Raw genomic sequence first — 17,555 nt, 5'->3', positions numbered from 1 at the left:
CAATAAAGGAGATTTGGCACTGTCGTTATCGACTTTTATTGAATAAACCTTAGAGTACCTTTATAATGTTGAAGGTCATGGAAGGAGGCTTTATGCATGCAGATGCGTCCTGTTGATATAGCAAGGAAATTGAACATAAGCACAACGACGCTCAGACACTATGAGGAAAACGGAATGGTTCCGGCTGTCGAACGTTCACAGAGTGGGTATCGCATCTTCACCGCAGAACATATCGCCTATTTCGTTTGCATTAGAGAAATGATGCATGGGTTTACTCTGTCAGCGATTGCAAATATGCTTAAACCCGTAATGGCGCACCAAATAGATGAAGCACTGTGGATGGCCAACCAAGCACAGGTCTCACTGCGGAATGACAAATACGTCTGCGAGAATATCAGAACACGCTTATTGGGGGAAAAGAAGCACAACGTTGAGCTTCAGGAGATTTCACTGGATACGGTGAGCAAGTCCACAGGCATTATTCCTTCTACCATTCGGTATTGGGATAATATAGGACTTATATCCGCAAGCAGATGCACAACCAATAATTACCGGAAATTCACCCAGCACAATATGGACGAAATTCTGATCATACAGGCGCTTAAATTGGCCATGCGCGCACGTGGGGAGAAATATGCTGTCGAACACATCTGTAAGGAAATGCAGCATTTTGACTTCACCGATACAGATCAGATCGCGGCCATTGTGGCCAGCATTGACAAGCATTTAACGATGCTGAATCGGGCGCAGATTCGCAGCATCTCTGCACTTTACAGCCTTTGCACACAGGTGGAGGAAGGGCGATATGAGGCTTGGTGACGCTGCAAATTAGAATTTTTATCGGTAAGTATTCACGATTGAGGTGGTCCGCATCCAAAAACATATACCCAATGCCCTCTCCGCGCTGAGGATACTTTGCTCCCTCCTGCTGCTTATGGTGCAGCCGTTATCCGCCATGTTTTTTGGCATCTATATTGTGTGCGGGATCAGTGATGTACTCGATGGATATACCGCAAGAAGAACCAACAGCGCCAGCCCTTTGGGGGCCAATGTAGACAGTATCGCCGACGCTGTTTTTACAGCCGCTCTGCTGGCTGTCTTCCTGCCGCTTCTTTCTCTGCCCTTGTGGATCATCTGCTGGATCGCCGCTGTCACGCTGGTACGCCTGGGCTCTTTGCTGGTCGGATATATCAAATACCGCGCATTATCCTTCCTTCACACCTATGCGAACAAGGCAACCGGGCTGATGCTGTTCAGCTTCCCGTTTCTGTACAGTCTGTTCGGACTCACTGCAACCCTTATTGTCATATGCGGATTAGCAAGCTGCTCGGCCGTCGAGGAGCTGATCATCAATCTGAAATCGAAAGAACTGTTAAGAGACCAAGGCTCTATGTTCATGAAATGATAAATGATACCGGAGATCATCAAACAGTCCCACTGCCTTCACAATATCCCCGCTAACCAGTTCCGACCCATACTTTCGATTTAACAAATACTTCATTCATCAGCGACTTCAATCACCCGACATTAGGGTTCCCATAGTTTCGTTAGGTTCTTCTTTCATCTCCACTATGGCTGCTATCGCGTATTCCAATCCCTTTGCAATGGTTTCCAGCGGCATGCTTGCCGTTCCATCTGCTCTGCCCACTGCCTGCTCCGGCAGGAACGGCACATGTATAAATCCTGCTCGTACTCCGTCATGCTGGTTGGCTATGTTATGCAGCACCTCATACATTATATAATTGCAAACAAACGTTCCCGCTGAGAAGGAGAGCGTTGCCGGTATTCCATGCTTTCTAATATTAGCTACCATCGCTTTTACCGGAACCGTTGCAAAATATGCATTGTCCCCTTCGGCCTGTATAGACTCATCAATAGGCTGATTCCCTTCATTATCCGGAATTCTGGCGTCAATCAAATTGATGGCTACCTTCTCCACCATTAAGCTTGAGCGCCCTTAGCAAAAGACGGCCAAATTGTAAAGTCACAAATCCCGTTCAACATCAGAGAATGGAAGACTTTTATTAAAAATTTGGATTTCTGCTTAGAGCACAACTACAAATATGTAGTCGGCTTAATGAAAGAATACGAATCCTTCACGACAAATATTCCCTAACGTCCTCCGGTAGCTTCTCCTCCAGCAGAAGGATATCTTCGCCCTGCAATTGTCTCATTTTGATATTCTCTTTCCCCCAAGTACACATCACGTCAACAATCTTATTGGCTGTAACTCCATATTCCGTGAGGCTGTACTCGACTTTTGGCGGCATCTGTGGGTATACATTTCTTCTGACAAGTCCATCCTTCTCAAGCTCCCGAAGCTGCTGGATCAGAACCTTTTGTGAAATGCCGTGAATATTGCGCTGTAATTCGCTTGTTCTTTTTGCACCGGACATCAATAAGCAGATAATCAGCGCTTTCCACTTGCCGCCGATGATTTCAAGTGTTGCCTCTATGCCCAAATGATATTGCTTCATGACATAACACCTCTAGTGCAATTTTGTAAAAACGGTTTAAAAACTCATTGTTGCATATATCTTATCCTGGATCCAGTACACACCTTGAAGTAACCTTCTTACTTTATTGTCTGTATTTTCTTTTTTTTAAACCTGCTGCATAATGAATACAGGCTCTGAGAAGGGAGATTTCATAATGAACACATTGGTAATTTTGGCGCACCCGAACCTTGAGACTTCACGGGTAAACCAACGCTGGAAAGAAGAACTGCTACTATATCCAAACGATATTACACTTCATGAGATTTACCGAGAGTATCCTGACTGGAGCATTGATGTTGCCAGAGAACAGAAACTGTTGGAAGTCTATGACCATGTCATCTTGCAATTTCCGCTGTATTGGTACAGTTACCCGCCTCTATTGAAGAAATGGTTTGATGATGTTTTTGCTTACGGGTGGGCTTTTGGATCGACAGGTGACAAGCTTAAAGGAAAGCGGATGGGGCTTGCCATGTCCATAGGCGACAAAAAAGAAAATTATCAGCAAGGCGGCTCTGTTTCTTTTACCGTGGATGAAGTGATTACGCCTTTTAAAGCCAGTATAAGGCATGTAGGCGCAATAGCACTACCCAGCTTTGCGGTCTTCGGAGCCTCATTTCAAGCCAGCGATGAAGAAATTAATAACAGTGCAACGAAATATATCGACTATATCCTTAAGTACAAATAGCCAAGTTCTTCCGGTCAGTGGCCAAATCAGTCTATAACGTCTCTGTACTGAGTGTAAAATCTTCGATCACCGCATCTTCAGAGATCTCGATCATTATGCAACGTTTCCCTTGATAGTTGACCTGTCTCACATACTTCAGATCCTGCGGGCTGATCGAGATCGTGGCAACCTTGGTGTCAATCTTAATCGACTTGGAGGTGAATTTGGGCATCACGCTGCTGCTCCGTGGAATTCACGCTGCATAGAATGAACGGATGCGCGAACACTTCGTCCTTCCCCGTCTCTTCAGCTTCATCATTCCTGCCCTTGGTCGGGCGGGAATACTGTCCGCGAACGAACGTGATCACCGTATCCCGTTCATACTTTCTCAAGAAACTTCAATTCGAACAGCTTCTGGTCCGATTCGCCGGTCAGCAGTTTTTTGAAATTGTTCATATAGAGTTCCTGCTTCTCTCTGTCCAACAGGCCAAACGGCTGGCGTACCCAATGATAAATCTCGTTGCTTTCCTTCATAATATACACGTTGAGAATGTCGTACAGATTCAACAAATCGTGATCCATCTTAAATTGCTTACGTATATGTGCGGCTTCTTTCTTTATCATGTTCGCGAAACAGCTCATATGAAGTAAATTGGTAAATTGGCCCTTGTAAGTTCCGCTCTACATTGGAATCTGCCCGGCGATAACACGCCCAATCTGTTCGCTGTCCTCTTCCCGGTACACATATTCGTGGTAATGCGGCTGATGGTGATCCACCCAGCCTTTGTCTACAGCCTGTTGGTAATAATTCACGGTGCGTTCCGTCTCACCTGTCAGATAAAACATGCAGGCTGCGTTCCAATAATTTGCGATGATGTCTGCTGTGAACGTCAATCCGCTCTCCGTCTTGTCCGGCTGAGGCGAAATTCTGACCAGAACCAATCCTGTCGGATTCCCTTCCTGCTTGCGAACGATGTTGATCCATGAAGTTCCGATTTCGTCAAGATGCTCTTAATGAAACATATCATCATTCTCTTCAATATAAACAAGGCATTTGGCAAGATTCCCTTCAGTCAAGCTAATCCACTGCCCCGTATAGCGTTGCCAATCAACCTCACACTTATCTCCTTGTGCATCATAAAGCGTAATACGAGCCCATGGAAACTCCTTGTATTTCCCATTAATTAGGGGCTTTATGAACTGCATATCAGGATCATCCCAACCAAACTGTTCTTGCAAACGGTAGAAGTACAATCTGCCAGCTCTCACTTCAAAGCGATGCACAATTGTACTTAATTTTGATTTTGAAGATAGGGAAATCAACTTACGAACATTAACAATTATTTTCGCCTTGTCCGTTTCGTTCAGTTTTGCTGGTTTAACAGTGTTTGAACGTTTGCTTCCAAAATACATCCTTTTCTCCCCTTTCATCACTTCCCGCAGCATTTTTTATCCTTCAGACCGCTGCTGCAAGGACATGGATCGTTTCGCCCAACTTTCGCACTTTTAACGGGTGAAGGCTTTTGACCCAATCAAACCCGAAGCAAGCCACGGAAACCCCTGGCGCCATAATACGATTCTGCACCATTATGATAAACGAAGACCTGTCCATAACGGAAATCAGCAAAAATTGCACCGCCGAGCTTTCTGATATCGGAAGGTGTTCTCACCCAACTTGATGTTTTTGTATCGAAATCCCCAAGTTTCTGCAACTCCCGATATTGTTCTTCCGTTAGAAGCTCAATACCCAGTTCAGCCGCCATTTCCATGGCGCTATTTTCCGGTTTATTTTGTTTCCTTGCGTTCAAGGCCTCGACGTCGTAACATACACTTCTGCGCCCTTTGGGGCTTTCAACTGAGCAGTCACAGACAATGTATTCTCCCGACTCTTCATCATAACCAACTACATCCGGTTCACCGCCGGTTCTTTCCATCTCATGAACGGACCATAATTTCCCTTTATCGGCTTCCAGCTTTAGTTTCACTTTGTCCCATTCCAATCCCTCGTGGCGATTCATGTTTTTCTCAAAGCGGGCTTTTAACACGCCAAGCAGCGCTTCTTGTTGTTCCAGGAATAACTCCTTTTTTTCATTTACCACAGTACAACCTCCTCAATCTTCTGCCTCATGAATTTATTCATCTGACTCACTAAGGCCGAAACCTCGATTTACATTTTTAACAAAACAGATGACTCGCTCTTTTTCTTCAAACCCACAGCTCTTATGAAACAATTCGCTATTCGTATTCTGGAGCAAACAATCAGATGCAAGCTGCGCTACTCCGCTTTCTTTTGCAAATTGTTCTGCCTGTGAAAGTAATTCTCGCGCAATACCTTGCTGGCGGTACTGGGGAAGTACATAAAGAGCTTCAATAAATACCACTGGTGAAGTGTCGGTTCCATTCACATAGTCATGGCGTATGGATACATTAATGAAAGCAACACTCCTATTGTTTCGCCGATACAAAAATCCTATTTCCTTTTGCGTGATTAGAAAATCAGCATACGCTTTATACAATTCATCGAATGATTCATCAGTGAATAGCTTTGCAGACAATTGGACCCATTCCTTCAAGTTGGATGCATCTGCTTTGACTATACTCATCGTTCATACCCTCTTTCTGTACATCTGCTCCTCTGATTTTGTATATCCATTCTTCTCATAAAAAGCTTGGGCAATTTCATTCTGCTTCCCCGTAAACAACTGATACCTCTTCACATTTTTATCCTTGAAATAATCCTCTGCAGTTGCCATTAACGCGGTGGCAACCCCTTGCTTACGGTATTCTTCTACTACAAAAAGCTCCGTAATCTCCGCATAATAAGAACGGTAACACATGGACTTAAAAAGCTGCGTACAACAGAAGCCCACTGCTGCCTCATCAATAGTCGCAATAAAAACCAATTCCTTACTATTGTTTTCAATGGAGTCGGCAAGCTGTCAAACGGGTCTGTCTTCTATAACGTCTCTGTACTGAGCGTAAATCCTTCGATCACCACATCTTCATCTATCTCAATCATAATGCAACGTTTCCCTTGATAATTGACCTGTTTCACATACTTCAGATCCTGCGGACTGATCGAGATCGTGGCAACCTTTGTATCGATCTTAATCGATTTGGAAGTGAATTTGGGCATCACGCTGCTCGCCTTCAGTTCATAGTTCCTATCATCGATGATCGTTTCGAATGCCCGTTCCACTTTTTCCGATGTCACGTGCTCTACACCGCTTGCCATCAGCACACGTTCCACATCTTTATAATCCAGCTTCGGCGGTTCTTCCTCATCCTCGTTCGTTTCCATTACCTGGTGGACTTCCTCATACACCTGTGCAAGGGTGGTTATGTCGAGCTGCTCCCCCACCACTTCCTTGACAATATCTTCGAAGATCGTTCTCTCTTCGTATGCCGTCACAGACCTTTCCGCATTCAAAACCTGTTCGATGAAATGCGGATTTGGATTATTCGCGCTCCCCGTGCAATACAGTACGCGGTTCACATCAGAGTAGTTGTCCGTCACACTCGGGTAGAAGAACCCCTGTTCCGGCGTGCTTAACTTGATGATCGGATCCACCATGACATTGTACTTAAATTCCCTCTCCACATAATCAAACAAGAGCGTTTTCCGCTGCTGTTCCGTGGAATTCACGCTGCAAAGAATGAACGGATGCGCGAACACTTCGTCCTTCCCGGTCTCTTCAGCTTCATCATTTCTGCCCTTGGTCGGGCGTGAATACTGTCCGCGAACAAACGTGATCACTGTATCCTTTTCATACTTGGTATCCACCAGCATTTTGTCCACGAGCATCAGCATCAGGTCCTGCCATTCTTCCGGATCACCTGTCACCAGACCCTGGTGAAGCATTACCTGCGACGGCTCCTCTGCTTCCTCCAGAAACTTCAATTCGAACAGTTTCTGATCCAGTTCGCCGGTCAGCAGTTTCCGGAAATTGCCCATGTACAGCTCCTGCTTCTCCCGGTCCAGCATGGCAAACGGCTGGCGCTCACAATGGTAGATCTCGTTGGTTTCCTTCATAATGTACACGTTGAGAATGTCGTACAGATTCAACAAATCGTGATCCATTTTAAATTGCTTACGTATATGTGCGGCTTCTTTCTTTATCATGTTCGTGAAACAGCTCCTATGAAGTAAATTGGCCTTATCAGTATAAACGATATAAAAACCCTTCGCTAGAAGGGCTATCGGATCCACTGAGATAAGAAGAAACGGCTTCGTCGTCCTCTGCAAAGCGTATGCTTCCGAAGCAGCGATACTACGTATCGCTTTTAGGCATCCGTTTCTGCGAGAAATAGAAGGATAAATTATAGCGTGAAACATATAAATTTATATTTAAATTAAAAAGCAACCACATTGAAATGTGATTGCTTGATCTCCAAGTTCCGCTCTACATCAGCATTGCCATCCCACCCTAGTCATTCCCCGCTGTTTGGCGAGAAGCAGCGCTCCCTGCAAGGTTCGGTGGCCCCAGCCTTGACCCCGATACTTCTCGTCCGTTTCAATTCCCAGCTCACATTCATGTTCAACCACCCAATCCGGTTCCCACCTTGCCTAATAGTACTCAATGACGACGCCGGCTTGATTTTCATTAAAATAAACACTGTCTTCTTTCGGGTAATACCAGATTGCTTTTAACACCTTTGGTTGTCTGATACCGTTATTAACCTGATAATCGCTGTAAACGGCCGACCATTCCGCTTTCCGGACGGAACCATTCATATCCATGGCTGCTCTATCAGAGGTTTTAAAAGATAGTACCTCTCCATTTTCGTCAAAAGTAAAAACACCGCTTGCTGAGATTCCATTATACGAAATCATTGCTTCTGAATGAGTATCGTCGATGCTTTTCCATGTTATATAATCCTGCAAAGCGACATGGGGGACCAGAAAGCATTCTGCAAGAATGGTAACGAGACATGACCTGTTCATATTCTCACCTTGCTGGTTAAACAGGGGAATGACTTTGGCAAAGGTCCCCTTCATGCTCCCAATGCCGTTATCATATGAATCGAATCCTTCAAATGGTATACAAATCAAGGATGAATCAATATATGCGAAGCGTTCCGGTTTTTTCACAAAATTATATTGCACATAGTCTATTTTTATTGTTTTTTTATCAGATAGTTTAAAATCTACATTGCGAAAAGTAGCCTTCATGTATGACATTTTAGGTGTACCTAGATATCCGCAGGATCTAAAAAACTGTTGTACCGGTAAAGGCAGCGCTACTAAATCCTCTTCCGAAAAAACATCTGTTTGTTTTTCTATCTTTGTGATACTGCTGTCAACACTGTCACGAAATTCAGACATAGTTTTTGAACCGGGCAACTGAAAGAATATCACAACAGCCGCTATAAAAATTAATATGGTGAAAAATATCCACATACCCTTTTACTCCTTTTCTTCATGATGATATAACCTCGCCATCCCTATAATATTCTTCTCCAGCTTCGATATGCTACGAACCATCTCCTGGAGCTCGGTCGGCTCGAAACCCTCAAATAGATGCTCTAGAAATTCAAGCTCTTTCTTTTCACGCTGCAGCATATAGTCCAGACATTTTTTTGTCAGCATGATTTTCTGGACTCGTGCATCATTAGAATCATTTTCAATCGCCACAAATCCTTCCTTTTCAAGTATTAGTACCATCTTTTTCACATTCTGCCTTGAGTTTCCGATAATGCCTGCCACCTCGCTGATGGTGGGCATTTCGTTTCGGCTTTTGTAAATGCCAGCCAGTAAAAGCCATTGTTTTACCGTCAGGTTCCTGTCAAATTTATCGCCCAGAACCTGCAGTTTATTTGATAAGGTGAAAATGGATCCAAATATGAATCCTTTATCCTTAATGTCATTCATTATCTTCCCTCCCGTACAAGAACAATTATTAGGTAACCAGTTACTTATCTCCATTATGCGTAACTGGTTACCTAAAGTCAAGGGTCAAATTCTAGCTAGACTATCACAGGAAACAATGACAACCCTGATTAGGAGGGCGATTGATCAAGCAGATGGAACATGTATGGATGAGGAGTGGGTAGCTTTTTTTTGCAAAAGAGAAGTTTCTTGTGGGACTTTCTTTGGATGGTTCTCATGTAATTCACGATTTGTATAGGAAGGACCGGGAAGGTAATGGAACCTTTCAAAAGGTAACGAGATAACGAATGCCTTATATGCCAATGGAAAAATCTTCTTCAATTAAGTCTAAATCGTTTTTGTCGTTCTTATCGTAAGAAATAATAAATCATCATAATTTACTCCAAACATCGACGACAATTTAGTTATTGATACATGCGCGGCACATTCTCTTCTATCCACTGATATTGTATCTGAGATTGGTATCAAGTTCGAAAACTCGTGTCGGATGAAATATTTAAAATGGCAAGCCGAACAAGCAGAACCGAATAAAATCAACCACGCCATGCGCAATCATCGCTGAAGTCACATCCCGCTTCCACTGCAAATAAGCGAAAGGCAGCCCGAAAATGACCGTGTACAGTATGACAATAACAAGACCAGAAATCACACCTTTGCTCATAAAAGCCTCTGGCGTATGAATCAGCACATGCGGAATGACCATCATAAACCAGCAGGCAAACCGCTGCCCCTTCGTAGTAATTCTTCCTTGCAGCAGGCTGAGACAAAAGGCAAAAAACAAGGTTCGCATGGCGATCTCTTCAAGAACTGCCGGACTTAGCGATACGAGAAAGCGTGAAAGCGAAACCTGGAAATCGAGCTCATTATTGGAGAGCATCAGTCCCATATTTACAGCACCCAAAGCCAGCCCGAAGAGCAGCCCCCATGTAATACTACCCGTCACCCCGCCTTTTCCATTCCGTCTCAAAAATTGAACCGGACTCTCCCTATGTACTGCAAATGTACTGAATACAGCAAGTGTTGCCATAAAGGTAATCAGGAAACCTGTGATCATGGAGAAGGCACTTCCTTGAAGATGGGACAAGGATACCAGTCCACCCAGAATCAACGAGATACACATTTGCTTGGCCGACGGCAACCGATGCCGGACAAGCAGAACAATGGAAAGGATCAGCGACCACACATCCATTACAAGCCACATCCGCTGTGTTGCATTAATATCCGATACCACACTCATATTCAAAATAAAGATAACGACAAATACGACAAACATGATCCATATGCCTCGAAGCGATTTGCCCTTCATACTAGCCCTCCCGAACCCTATGTTGTTCCTCGGCCACCATCATATCGGAATAAGCCGCCGCTTGTCTGTGACCTTAACAACATTAAAAACCCCGAATAAAGAAACATAAATTCCCCAAACATACTGTTTTGGGCTGGTTACCATACGTTTTCTTAAAACCAGTCATTTCATAGGCCCTTGACTTTCCTATTATAGGATAGTTTATGATCGCTTTACATAACCAGTAAGGGAGTGGAATAATTGGAAGCTATTATAGTGAAGGAACTGAGTAAGATATTTAAAAATGGAAAAAAGGCTTTAAGCAATTTCAACTTAACTGTCTCTCAAGGAGAAATTTTTTCTCTGCTTGGCCAAAACGGGGCGGGAAAATCTACATTGATTAACATCCTTACCACTTTCATCTTACCAACTTCCGGTGAAATCACAATTATGGGACATAATTTAAAGAATGAAAGCCACAACATCCGAAACTGCATCTCCTGTGTCGCTCAACATACATCCATAGACAAACACATGTCACTTAAGGAGAATTTAGAATTTCAAGGCAGACTGTTCGGTCTAGATTCTACCGCCATACATGCTCGCAGTGAAGAACTAATACAAGCCTTCAACCTAACAGAATATTGTGATTTCAATGTATCCGAATATTCAGGAGGGGTAGCAAGACGGCTCGATATTGCAATGAGTATGATATCCCATCCAAAAGTTTTATTTTTAGATGAGCCGACCGTTGGCTTGGACATAGAATCAAGACAGATTTTGTGGCAAATGATTAAGACAATTCAAGAGAAGTTTAACACGACTATATTTTTGACAACTCATTATTTGGAAGAAGCTCAATTATTAAGCAACACAATTTGCATCATGAAAGACGGGCAACCTCTAATTCAAGGCAGCATGGAAGAACTTAGACAATATTTCAGCGAGCCTGTTATTAGAGTTGAGCTTAATACCGTTGATAACATTGCTGCTATTGTAGAACGTTTGAATGCTCAGAATTTTTTCAAACATATAAGAGTCGAGGAAAAGACATTATATGTTTCTGTAGATGACAGCTCTGAAGGCTTTGCTAAAACAAATTTATTATTAACCGAGAATAACATTGGTTTTTGTGCCATAGAAATTCAAAATCCATCATTGTCCGATATTTTCCTGAAATTCACCAGTAAGCCCATAAGAAATGAGCTTTTAAATGATTATACGGGGAGGAAGTAAAATGAGAACCTTCAGCATTGTCTTAAGAAATGTAAAATGGCGATTCAAAAATATGGAAACTATAATTATGACACTCATACAGCCGTTAATTTGGCTGCTATTATTTACAACGATGTTCCAATCGGAAACGTATGTTGGAGATAATTATACGGCTTATACGCTTCCTGGAATTCTGATTCTCGTAACACTTACATCATCCGGTATGAGCGGAATTTCTAATTACTCTTGGAAATCAGAAGGGATTTTTTATCGGATATTCATCTCTCCTGTGAAAAGAAGCTCTATTGTATTAGGACATATTTTTGATGCAGCTATTTTAACTTTTGTTGAAGTTTTTATACTCCTTATTTTTTCTTTTTTCCTGTCAGTCAAAATAGCAACCGGAATACTCGGATGCCTACTCATTATTTGTTTAATTTTCTTTTGCGTTTTTTTTGTAGCAAGCCTCTCCTATGCTCTTAGTATGATTTTCAAAACGGAAAATTCCTTTTTAGCCATTGTTAACACATTCACCCTTCCCATCTTTTTTGTGAGTACTTCATTGATGTCTTATGAATATATCCCGGCCGCTTTCAAAATCCCGGTATCGTTAAATCCTTTCACATATGTTATAAATAGTATAAGGGATCTTATTTTACAGAACTCTATTAACTGGAACTCTATATTAGGTACTTTCTTACTATTTCTGATCTTGGGCGTTTCGGCATTTCTGCTCGCTTTACATTTATTGAAAACCAGAAATTAGACAATGTTAGGGAGGATTTCGGTGCTTAGAATTAGTGACTTTTCCATTCTTTCGCAGTTAAGCACTAAGATGCTTAGGCATTATGCTGACATTGATTTACTTCCTCCAGGCTTTATTGATGAAAGTACTGGCTATCGGTATTATTATGAACACCAGCTAGCAGTAGCTAACAAAATAAACATGTTGAAAACCATGGGACTCAGTCTGCATCTAATAAAAAAGATTTTATATGAATATGATGAGGATATTCATCTGATGAAGTTCTTGAATATGCAAGCGGCACAATTGCAGGAGGAAATAAATGAGAAGCAAGATAAAATATTGTTGATAAACTCCATGATTAAACACCTAAACGCTCAGAAAGAGTCATCAAAATATACGGTAACGGCAAAGAAAATACCACAACGACGGGTCATTTATTTACGCGCACAAATCAAGCAGTATCAGGATGAAACTCTGCTATGGAAAAGACTATCCATGATCGTTCATGGCCAGAATGTACGACTAAGCTATCCGCATTTTAATATAACAGTTTTTTACGAAGAGGATGTTCAAAATCAAAGGATTGATATTGAAGTCCAAAAATGCATTTCAGGGGATTATGAAAATCTGCAAGAAGCAAATATTAAAATAGAAAAGGAACAAACCGTGGCTTCATTTATCTATGAAGGAAATTATAACAAACTTAGTGAAGTGAATGAAACACTCGCTCGATGGATATTAGATAATGATTATGAACTGAACGGCTCCCCTTTTAATATTTATCATATCTCCCCTGAAGAGGCCAACGAAGCTGCCAACTTATTAACGGAAATTTGTTTTCCTATAAAGAAAAAAACAAATATCATAGGATAATAAAGAATATTTGACTGATAATACCACAAATTAATAGTCACCTGTATGAGCATATATAGCTCGCTACAGGTGACCCTTCTTCATCTATAAAACCTCATTAATGTTCAAATCATTTCGGTAGTCTGGCTTTGATTTGGTTGATAAAGTCATCATCCGCCGCCCATGGATATGTAGCACATGTTCCCTTCATTACATTCTTGACTGCCTTTTCCACTATCTTGGGATCTATGTCTTCAGAGCTAAGTTTCTTTTCAACATGAAGAATCATTTTAATTGTTTGTTCTGCTACGAAACTATTAATCTCTGAAACAAAATCATTCTCAGAATATATAATGTCACCGAAATCTTTAAACAGCCATTCAATATTGAATTTCTGCTCATCACTTAAATTAATATCCTGAACAACTAATAATGCCTTATTTCCATTTTCGATCTCTGTTGATTCACCGATAATTTTGATATTCAAGATTTCATTAAATTGAAATACCGACTCTAGCTCTTGCCTTCTCAGCAAAGTAGCAATATTTATGACTTGTTTATTATTTGAGATCATCAACAAATCTTCTTTTATATAGGAAAATTCACTGTATGGTATGGCTATAATCAGAATGTTCACTTCATCTAATTGCTTAATGTCATTAGAAAGAAGAGCTGCTTTTTCTGCAGCTATAGTTTGTAACTGCGGGGTAACAATTTTATCGACTAAAATTAATTTTTCACATCGGGGTAAAGCTTGAACAATACACCTTCCCATCCTCCCTACACCCAAAACACCAATTTTCTTACGGATCTCCATACTTCTCTCCTTATTCATATTTTCTCCCTTTTGTTGTTCAAATACGAACTCTATTAATTCACTTGAATTTATGTTTCTAAAGTGCGCATAAGTATGGCCTATTTCATCATCAATAACATAACTAATAATTTCAATATTCGGATCTTTACATTTGTTTATTATTTCATCTAAGTTTGCTTTACTAGAAACATTGATTGCAAAATGTGAAATATGTTTGCTTTTCATATTTAGATTGATTTCAGCCCAATCACCGAATCTTAAAAAAGTAAACAACTCAAGCTTTATGTTACTATCAACATTAACTGAAAACCACCAACCCTGTGTTCCGTGATATTTAACTGCTAAATGAGAGGCTCCATAATCAAAATCAACAATTTCTCCTTTATCCTTCTTTTTCTTCAGACAAGAAGCAAATTCATAAACCTGACTATTCTCTGAATAATCACCAATATAAAAAGCGAGGTGATTGACATCTGACCATAACCCTGCTATATCTTCAGTAACCTTCCCCAAAACGTCTTTGATTACTTCGTCAATATGGCATTGCATGTTGCAGGTGTGTTTATTAAGGATATCGCCCCATGTTTGTTCAATCTCATCTGTCAAAGAAATCCATCCCTTATCTATAAATAAATCCCATTTCATAGATATTAAATCCCCTTCCTTAATATTTTGGACAGGTAGATTATACTTTTTGAGCAATTACATACATTCCATAAATTAATTCTGCATACACCTTTAATCTCAATTGATTATCTGTAATCGAGAAGAACTGTTTGATTTCATCAACATGATAACTTGCATCTATAGAGCGAAATAAACCTTCCCGCATTTTATCATCTTTTACACTGTTAGGTATAAAACTAATAGCGTTTAAATCAACATCTCTTCTCCAATCCAGAGAAAAGAAATGGCCGCCTTTTTTCAACACTCTACTTGTTTCTTTAATAATAGCCTCTGGATATTCCCATTCATGCAAAGAGAAACATGAAATAACTAAATCAAAAGTTTCATCTTCAAATTCCATTTGCTTAGCATCTCCATGCACATACTTAACTCTGTTTTGCAATCCATACTCAGCAGCATTTTCTTCAGCCATTACAATCATCGGCTGACTAATTTCAATTCCGGTTAGCGTCGAGTTATCGGTTACCTTTAACCATTCTAATCCAAAATACCCTGGACCCGGACCGATTTCTAATGCATGCCCACTAACAAGACCATTTTTAACTAAACGCTCCACCTTTTCCATTATGTTTCCACGATCTCTGGTTTCTCTCTGCATTAAATTATACTTTTGAACACTACCAATATCCTGTATACCATCCACTGTTTCAATAATTCTTTCCTTCATCGCAAAGCCTCCTAATTAGATTTTTTCATTTAACTTCCAAAGCGCACCCTCTTCAATATCTGCAATCTCCAAGATCACTTGACTAATGGACTCAAGCAGCTCTTGCTTATACTCATAACAGAGAGGTCTAACTTCATTTCTATTAATCATATCATGTATTTTTATCCATTTTTCTCCTGACAAAGAAAAATCATACGAAGCTTCTCTAACCCGATCAGATTGAATAATATCGGCGGATTGTTTTAGAAAGTTTGCATAAAGGAAGCGAAAATTCCCTCCCCCACCTATATTCCCGCCATGAATAATTTTCATGATCTTGAATAATTCGTAGTCTAATGCCGGAACTTCAATCTTATCTTTATGAACGTATATGGAGAAATCAAACCAATCCACCCATGATAACAAATCCTTTGCACACTGTCTCATTGCGTTTATTCCAGTTTGTGCTTCTATTCTAGGAGGATTCAATATTCTTTCAACATTCTTTTTTATGCTGGTTTTAATCATAGTTTCTATACTAGGGATTTCTTTTGGGAAATCGAATTCATACCATATATTATTAGGCTTCTTCCAGAATAAAGTTGAATTTCTCGCTGCTGATAGCTCATCGAGAGGAACCTTCTGAAATTTCTCCTCTTTACCACATTCATCAGAAATATAAACATAATTCTCATCATAAGAGACAGCCACTACAAGATGTCCACCATAATCCTCATACCCCACTTTCTGTTTCCAATATTGAAGGCAGTATTTGTCGACTTCTAACATAACAGGAATTCCTGAATCAAGAGAGTTCTTCAATGATTGCCATGCATGAGCATTATTATTCGTAGATTTTTTATTAATCCTAATTGAAGTTGTGTCAGCAAAATTGTCTATCCAATTGCAAAATCTCCCCCCTATAAAAACCGGAGGATACTTGTCTTTTCCGAGAACTCTATATACGAAATCCAAACCGCTATCCAAACCAAACATCATAGCATCATTACATAGTTTTTCTGGAATAAGCTTTGAACAATTCAGCATGATTTCTGCTAAAGATTTAGTAATACAATGGGAGCTTTTAATAGTTTTATAATTTCCAAGGACCTCCATTATACTTGATTGTGAATGGTTTGTTTTCATTGATCTCCTCCTATCCACTGTGCTAAACTGAGGAAAGCCTGCTTTTCAATGTTCTCAACATCCCGTATGTGAAAATTTACACTTTCACAAATAGAGTTAATTCTACTTCCTAACGTATCCCTTGGAATTTTAACATTTAAATTCATCACATCTTTATATATATTACTAGCTAATTCAGACCACTTTTCAGCTGCAACAACTAAATCATGATATGCTTTATATATGAGTGGGTCAGTATAATAGTTCTTATAAATTTCGCTTAGAAACCCAGAGTACATTTTTCTGAATAGTCCTCCACCTGTTCCATTCTTTTCTATACAAGCATATATGAAGAGTAACTGCTTTTTAGTTTCATAGATTAGCTCTTTATACGACAGACTACTCTCTAAAATTCTATCGAGACAAATTCTAAGCTTCGAAGGAAATAAGTGTAGATTTTTAATACCATTTTCTTCCGAATTTAAAAAACGTTCGACATTTTGTTTAATAGATTTCTTTATACCTAACTTGATGTTTAATTCCGGGGGAAACTCTAAAACAAACCACCTTCTGTTTGGTCTGCTTATATAATCTTTTTCTGAAGAACGTGCTAATTGTAGATTAGAAAAACTAATAGATAGTAGTTCATTCCGATCTTTTTCAATAAGCTGATCATCCAACCTTTCAGATACATAAACCTCTTCTTTTTCCAGATCGTACCCAATAATAACAATCATATGTCCACCAAAGGGATTTTGTTTCTTTTGAAAATAATCAAGATAATACATATCTGCAAGTACCATAACCGGGGTATTCTTATCGATATATTCTTTTACCTCTAACCAAGCAGACATATCATCCTGAGGTTCATTTTGTATTAGCTTAATCCCTAGGTTATTACAAATATTACCTTCAAAGAGATTGCTTTTACCTCCTACAAACAGCGAACCCAACTTATGGGTGTCTTCACATAAATGATAACCTAAACCGCTATCCAACCCGAATATCATTTCTTCTGAGAAACTAAAACCATTGTATTGAAAAATATCCCTGAGTGACGTGCTTATACAATGCTGACCGGGCTTATTATCAAAGGTTTCAATTACCTTCCTGTTTAACTCCATCATT

General features: G+C 40.2%; 22 protein-coding genes and 2 pseudogenes. 6 read left to right on the top strand and 18 right to left on the bottom strand.

Annotated elements, in window-relative coordinates:
* Window positions 1-96 precede the first annotated feature (96 nt).
* Window positions 97-819 carry a MerR family transcriptional regulator gene (locus B9T62_RS36490; protein ID WP_087919730.1) on the top strand — a complete coding sequence of 241 codons (723 nt, stop codon included), beginning with the start codon at window positions 97-99 and terminating at the stop codon, window positions 817-819.
* Between the two features lie 43 nt (window positions 820-862).
* Entirely contained in the window at window positions 863-1,405 is a 543-nt protein-coding gene (locus tag B9T62_RS36485) for a CDP-alcohol phosphatidyltransferase family protein (RefSeq protein WP_087919729.1), read from the top strand.
* 108 nt (window positions 1,406-1,513) lie between these two features.
* On the opposite strand, the pseudogene B9T62_RS36480 reads toward B9T62_RS36485, so the two are convergent.
* Both B9T62_RS36480 and B9T62_RS36475 read right to left on the bottom strand, forming a co-directional pair.
* Window positions 1,514-1,945 (bottom strand): annotated as a pseudogene (locus B9T62_RS36480) (pyroglutamyl-peptidase I); the annotation flags it as partial.
* A gap of 151 nt (window positions 1,946-2,096) precedes the next feature.
* Window positions 2,097-2,477: a winged helix-turn-helix transcriptional regulator gene (locus B9T62_RS36475; RefSeq protein WP_087919727.1), complete on the bottom strand. Its 381-nt coding sequence runs from the start codon at window positions 2,475-2,477 to the stop codon at window positions 2,097-2,099.
* A gap of 175 nt (window positions 2,478-2,652) precedes the next feature.
* Here B9T62_RS36475 and B9T62_RS36470 point away from each other — a divergent pair, with 175 nt between their 5' ends.
* A complete protein-coding gene (locus B9T62_RS36470; protein ID WP_087919726.1) occupies window positions 2,653-3,183 on the top strand; it encodes an NAD(P)H-dependent oxidoreductase in 531 nt (176 codons plus the stop codon).
* 31 nt (window positions 3,184-3,214) lie between these two features.
* Here the strand turns inward: B9T62_RS36470 and B9T62_RS36465 are convergent.
* From B9T62_RS36465 to B9T62_RS36415, 12 genes and pseudogenes are all read right to left on the bottom strand, one after another.
* A pseudogene (locus B9T62_RS36465) lies at window positions 3,215-3,786 on the bottom strand (DUF4317 family protein).
* A gap of 57 nt (window positions 3,787-3,843) precedes the next feature.
* Window positions 3,844-4,104, bottom strand: a complete 261-nt coding sequence (locus B9T62_RS36460) for a hypothetical protein (RefSeq protein ID WP_087919725.1) — start codon at window positions 4,102-4,104, stop codon at window positions 3,844-3,846.
* A 69-nt stretch (window positions 4,105-4,173) separates the two neighbouring features.
* Window positions 4,174-4,608 carry a hypothetical protein gene (locus B9T62_RS36455; protein WP_087919724.1) on the bottom strand — a complete coding sequence of 145 codons (435 nt, stop codon included), beginning with the start codon at window positions 4,606-4,608 and terminating at the stop codon, window positions 4,174-4,176.
* The gene (locus B9T62_RS36450; protein WP_087919723.1) at window positions 4,593-4,694 is read right to left on the bottom strand and encodes an SEC-C metal-binding domain-containing protein; all 102 of its coding nucleotides are present in this window, start codon (window positions 4,692-4,694) and stop codon (window positions 4,593-4,595) included. Before B9T62_RS36450 ends, B9T62_RS36455 begins: the two co-directional genes overlap by 16 nt.
* On the bottom strand, window positions 4,695-5,261 hold the full coding sequence (locus tag B9T62_RS36445; protein ID WP_087919722.1) for a DUF4256 domain-containing protein: 567 nt from the start codon (window positions 5,259-5,261) through the stop codon (window positions 4,695-4,697).
* A 33-nt stretch (window positions 5,262-5,294) separates the two neighbouring features.
* Window positions 5,295-5,765: an aminoglycoside 6'-N-acetyltransferase gene (gene aac(6'), locus B9T62_RS36440; RefSeq protein ID WP_087919721.1), complete on the bottom strand. Its 471-nt coding sequence runs from the start codon at window positions 5,763-5,765 to the stop codon at window positions 5,295-5,297.
* A gap of 3 nt (window positions 5,766-5,768) precedes the next feature.
* On the bottom strand, window positions 5,769-6,086 hold the full coding sequence (locus B9T62_RS36435; protein WP_087919720.1) for a GNAT family N-acetyltransferase: 318 nt from the start codon (window positions 6,084-6,086) through the stop codon (window positions 5,769-5,771).
* A gap of 32 nt (window positions 6,087-6,118) precedes the next feature.
* Window positions 6,119-7,285 carry a DUF4317 domain-containing protein gene (locus B9T62_RS36430; protein ID WP_087919719.1) on the bottom strand — a complete coding sequence of 389 codons (1,167 nt, stop codon included), beginning with the start codon at window positions 7,283-7,285 and terminating at the stop codon, window positions 6,119-6,121.
* A 285-nt stretch (window positions 7,286-7,570) separates the two neighbouring features.
* The gene (locus B9T62_RS39785; protein WP_245864239.1) at window positions 7,571-7,708 is read right to left on the bottom strand and encodes a GNAT family N-acetyltransferase; all 138 of its coding nucleotides are present in this window, start codon (window positions 7,706-7,708) and stop codon (window positions 7,571-7,573) included.
* A gap of 21 nt (window positions 7,709-7,729) precedes the next feature.
* Window positions 7,730-8,563, bottom strand: coding sequence for a DUF6544 family protein (locus B9T62_RS36425; protein WP_087919718.1), 834 nt, complete (start codon window positions 8,561-8,563; stop codon window positions 7,730-7,732).
* Window positions 8,564-8,569: 6 nt separating this feature from the next.
* Window positions 8,570-9,034, bottom strand: coding sequence for a MarR family winged helix-turn-helix transcriptional regulator (locus tag B9T62_RS36420; protein ID WP_087919717.1), 465 nt, complete (start codon window positions 9,032-9,034; stop codon window positions 8,570-8,572).
* A gap of 514 nt (window positions 9,035-9,548) precedes the next feature.
* Window positions 9,549-10,358, bottom strand: coding sequence for a CPBP family intramembrane metalloprotease (locus tag B9T62_RS36415; protein ID WP_087919716.1), 810 nt, complete (start codon window positions 10,356-10,358; stop codon window positions 9,549-9,551).
* Window positions 10,359-10,598: 240 nt separating this feature from the next.
* Between B9T62_RS36415 and B9T62_RS36410 the strand changes: the two genes are divergently transcribed.
* The 3 genes from B9T62_RS36410 to B9T62_RS36400 are packed head-to-tail and all read left to right on the top strand — an operon-like array spanning window position 10,599 to window position 13,173.
* Window positions 10,599-11,573, top strand: a complete 975-nt coding sequence (locus B9T62_RS36410; protein WP_087919715.1) for an ABC transporter ATP-binding protein — start codon at window positions 10,599-10,601, stop codon at window positions 11,571-11,573.
* Between the two features lies 1 nt (window position 11,574).
* Window positions 11,575-12,318 carry an ABC transporter permease gene (locus B9T62_RS36405; protein ID WP_087919714.1) on the top strand — a complete coding sequence of 248 codons (744 nt, stop codon included), beginning with the start codon at window positions 11,575-11,577 and terminating at the stop codon, window positions 12,316-12,318.
* Between the two features lie 21 nt (window positions 12,319-12,339).
* The gene (locus tag B9T62_RS36400; RefSeq protein ID WP_169834493.1) at window positions 12,340-13,173 is read left to right on the top strand and encodes a MerR family transcriptional regulator; all 834 of its coding nucleotides are present in this window, start codon (window positions 12,340-12,342) and stop codon (window positions 13,171-13,173) included.
* 109 nt (window positions 13,174-13,282) lie between these two features.
* Here B9T62_RS36400 and B9T62_RS36395 read toward each other — a convergent pair whose 3' ends face one another.
* From B9T62_RS36395 to B9T62_RS36380, 4 genes are read right to left on the bottom strand one after another with little or no spacing between them, the layout of a single operon-like run.
* Complete coding sequence (locus tag B9T62_RS36395; RefSeq protein ID WP_087919712.1) at window positions 13,283-14,614, bottom strand: hypothetical protein; 1,332 nt, start codon at window positions 14,612-14,614, stop codon at window positions 13,283-13,285.
* Window positions 14,615-14,654: 40 nt separating this feature from the next.
* Complete coding sequence (locus tag B9T62_RS36390) at window positions 14,655-15,323, bottom strand: class I SAM-dependent methyltransferase (RefSeq protein ID WP_087919711.1); 669 nt, start codon at window positions 15,321-15,323, stop codon at window positions 14,655-14,657.
* 15 nt (window positions 15,324-15,338) lie between these two features.
* Entirely contained in the window at window positions 15,339-16,448 is a 1,110-nt protein-coding gene (locus tag B9T62_RS36385) for a BtrH N-terminal domain-containing protein (RefSeq protein WP_087919710.1), read from the bottom strand.
* A complete protein-coding gene (locus B9T62_RS36380) occupies window positions 16,445-17,554 on the bottom strand; it encodes a BtrH N-terminal domain-containing protein (protein WP_087919709.1) in 1,110 nt (369 codons plus the stop codon). The genes B9T62_RS36385 and B9T62_RS36380 overlap by 4 nt, the downstream gene beginning before the upstream one ends.
* Between the last annotated feature and the right edge of the window lies 1 nt (window position 17,555).

The organism is Paenibacillus donghaensis (assembly GCF_002192415.1).
In the GTDB taxonomy this organism is placed as follows: domain Bacteria; phylum Bacillota; class Bacilli; order Paenibacillales; family Paenibacillaceae; genus Paenibacillus_AQ; species Paenibacillus_AQ donghaensis.
The sequence above is the reverse complement of the archived record's forward strand: the minus strand, read 5'-3'. Positions and strand labels throughout refer to the sequence as shown.

Excerpts from the sequence above, each read along its gene's own strand:
- B9T62_RS36490 (WP_087919730.1), top strand. The coding sequence starts at position 97 with ATGCAGATGCGTCCTGTTGATATAGCAAGGAAATTGAACATAAGCACA.
- B9T62_RS36475 (WP_087919727.1), bottom strand. The coding sequence starts at position 2,477 with ATGAAGCAATATCATTTGGGCATAGAGGCAACACTTGAAATCATCGGC.
- B9T62_RS36470 (WP_087919726.1), top strand. The coding sequence starts at position 2,653 with ATGAACACATTGGTAATTTTGGCGCACCCGAACCTTGAGACTTCACGG.
- B9T62_RS36455 (WP_087919724.1), bottom strand. The coding sequence starts at position 4,608 with ATGCTGCGGGAAGTGATGAAAGGGGAGAAAAGGATGTATTTTGGAAGC.
- B9T62_RS36430 (WP_087919719.1), bottom strand. The coding sequence starts at position 7,285 with ATGATAAAGAAAGAAGCCGCACATATACGTAAGCAATTTAAAATGGAT.
- B9T62_RS36425 (WP_087919718.1), bottom strand. The coding sequence starts at position 8,563 with ATGTGGATATTTTTCACCATATTAATTTTTATAGCGGCTGTTGTGATA.
- B9T62_RS36420 (WP_087919717.1), bottom strand. The coding sequence starts at position 9,034 with ATGAATGACATTAAGGATAAAGGATTCATATTTGGATCCATTTTCACC.
- B9T62_RS36415 (WP_087919716.1), bottom strand. The coding sequence starts at position 10,358 with ATGAAGGGCAAATCGCTTCGAGGCATATGGATCATGTTTGTCGTATTT.
- B9T62_RS36405 (WP_087919714.1), top strand. The coding sequence starts at position 11,575 with ATGAGAACCTTCAGCATTGTCTTAAGAAATGTAAAATGGCGATTCAAA.
- B9T62_RS36395 (WP_087919712.1), bottom strand. The coding sequence starts at position 14,614 with ATGAAATGGGATTTATTTATAGATAAGGGATGGATTTCTTTGACAGAT.
- B9T62_RS36390 (WP_087919711.1), bottom strand. The coding sequence starts at position 15,323 with ATGAAGGAAAGAATTATTGAAACAGTGGATGGTATACAGGATATTGGT.
- B9T62_RS36385 (WP_087919710.1), bottom strand. The coding sequence starts at position 16,448 with ATGAAAACAAACCATTCACAATCAAGTATAATGGAGGTCCTTGGAAAT.
- B9T62_RS36380 (WP_087919709.1), bottom strand. The coding sequence starts at position 17,554 with ATGATGGAGTTAAACAGGAAGGTAATTGAAACCTTTGATAATAAGCCC.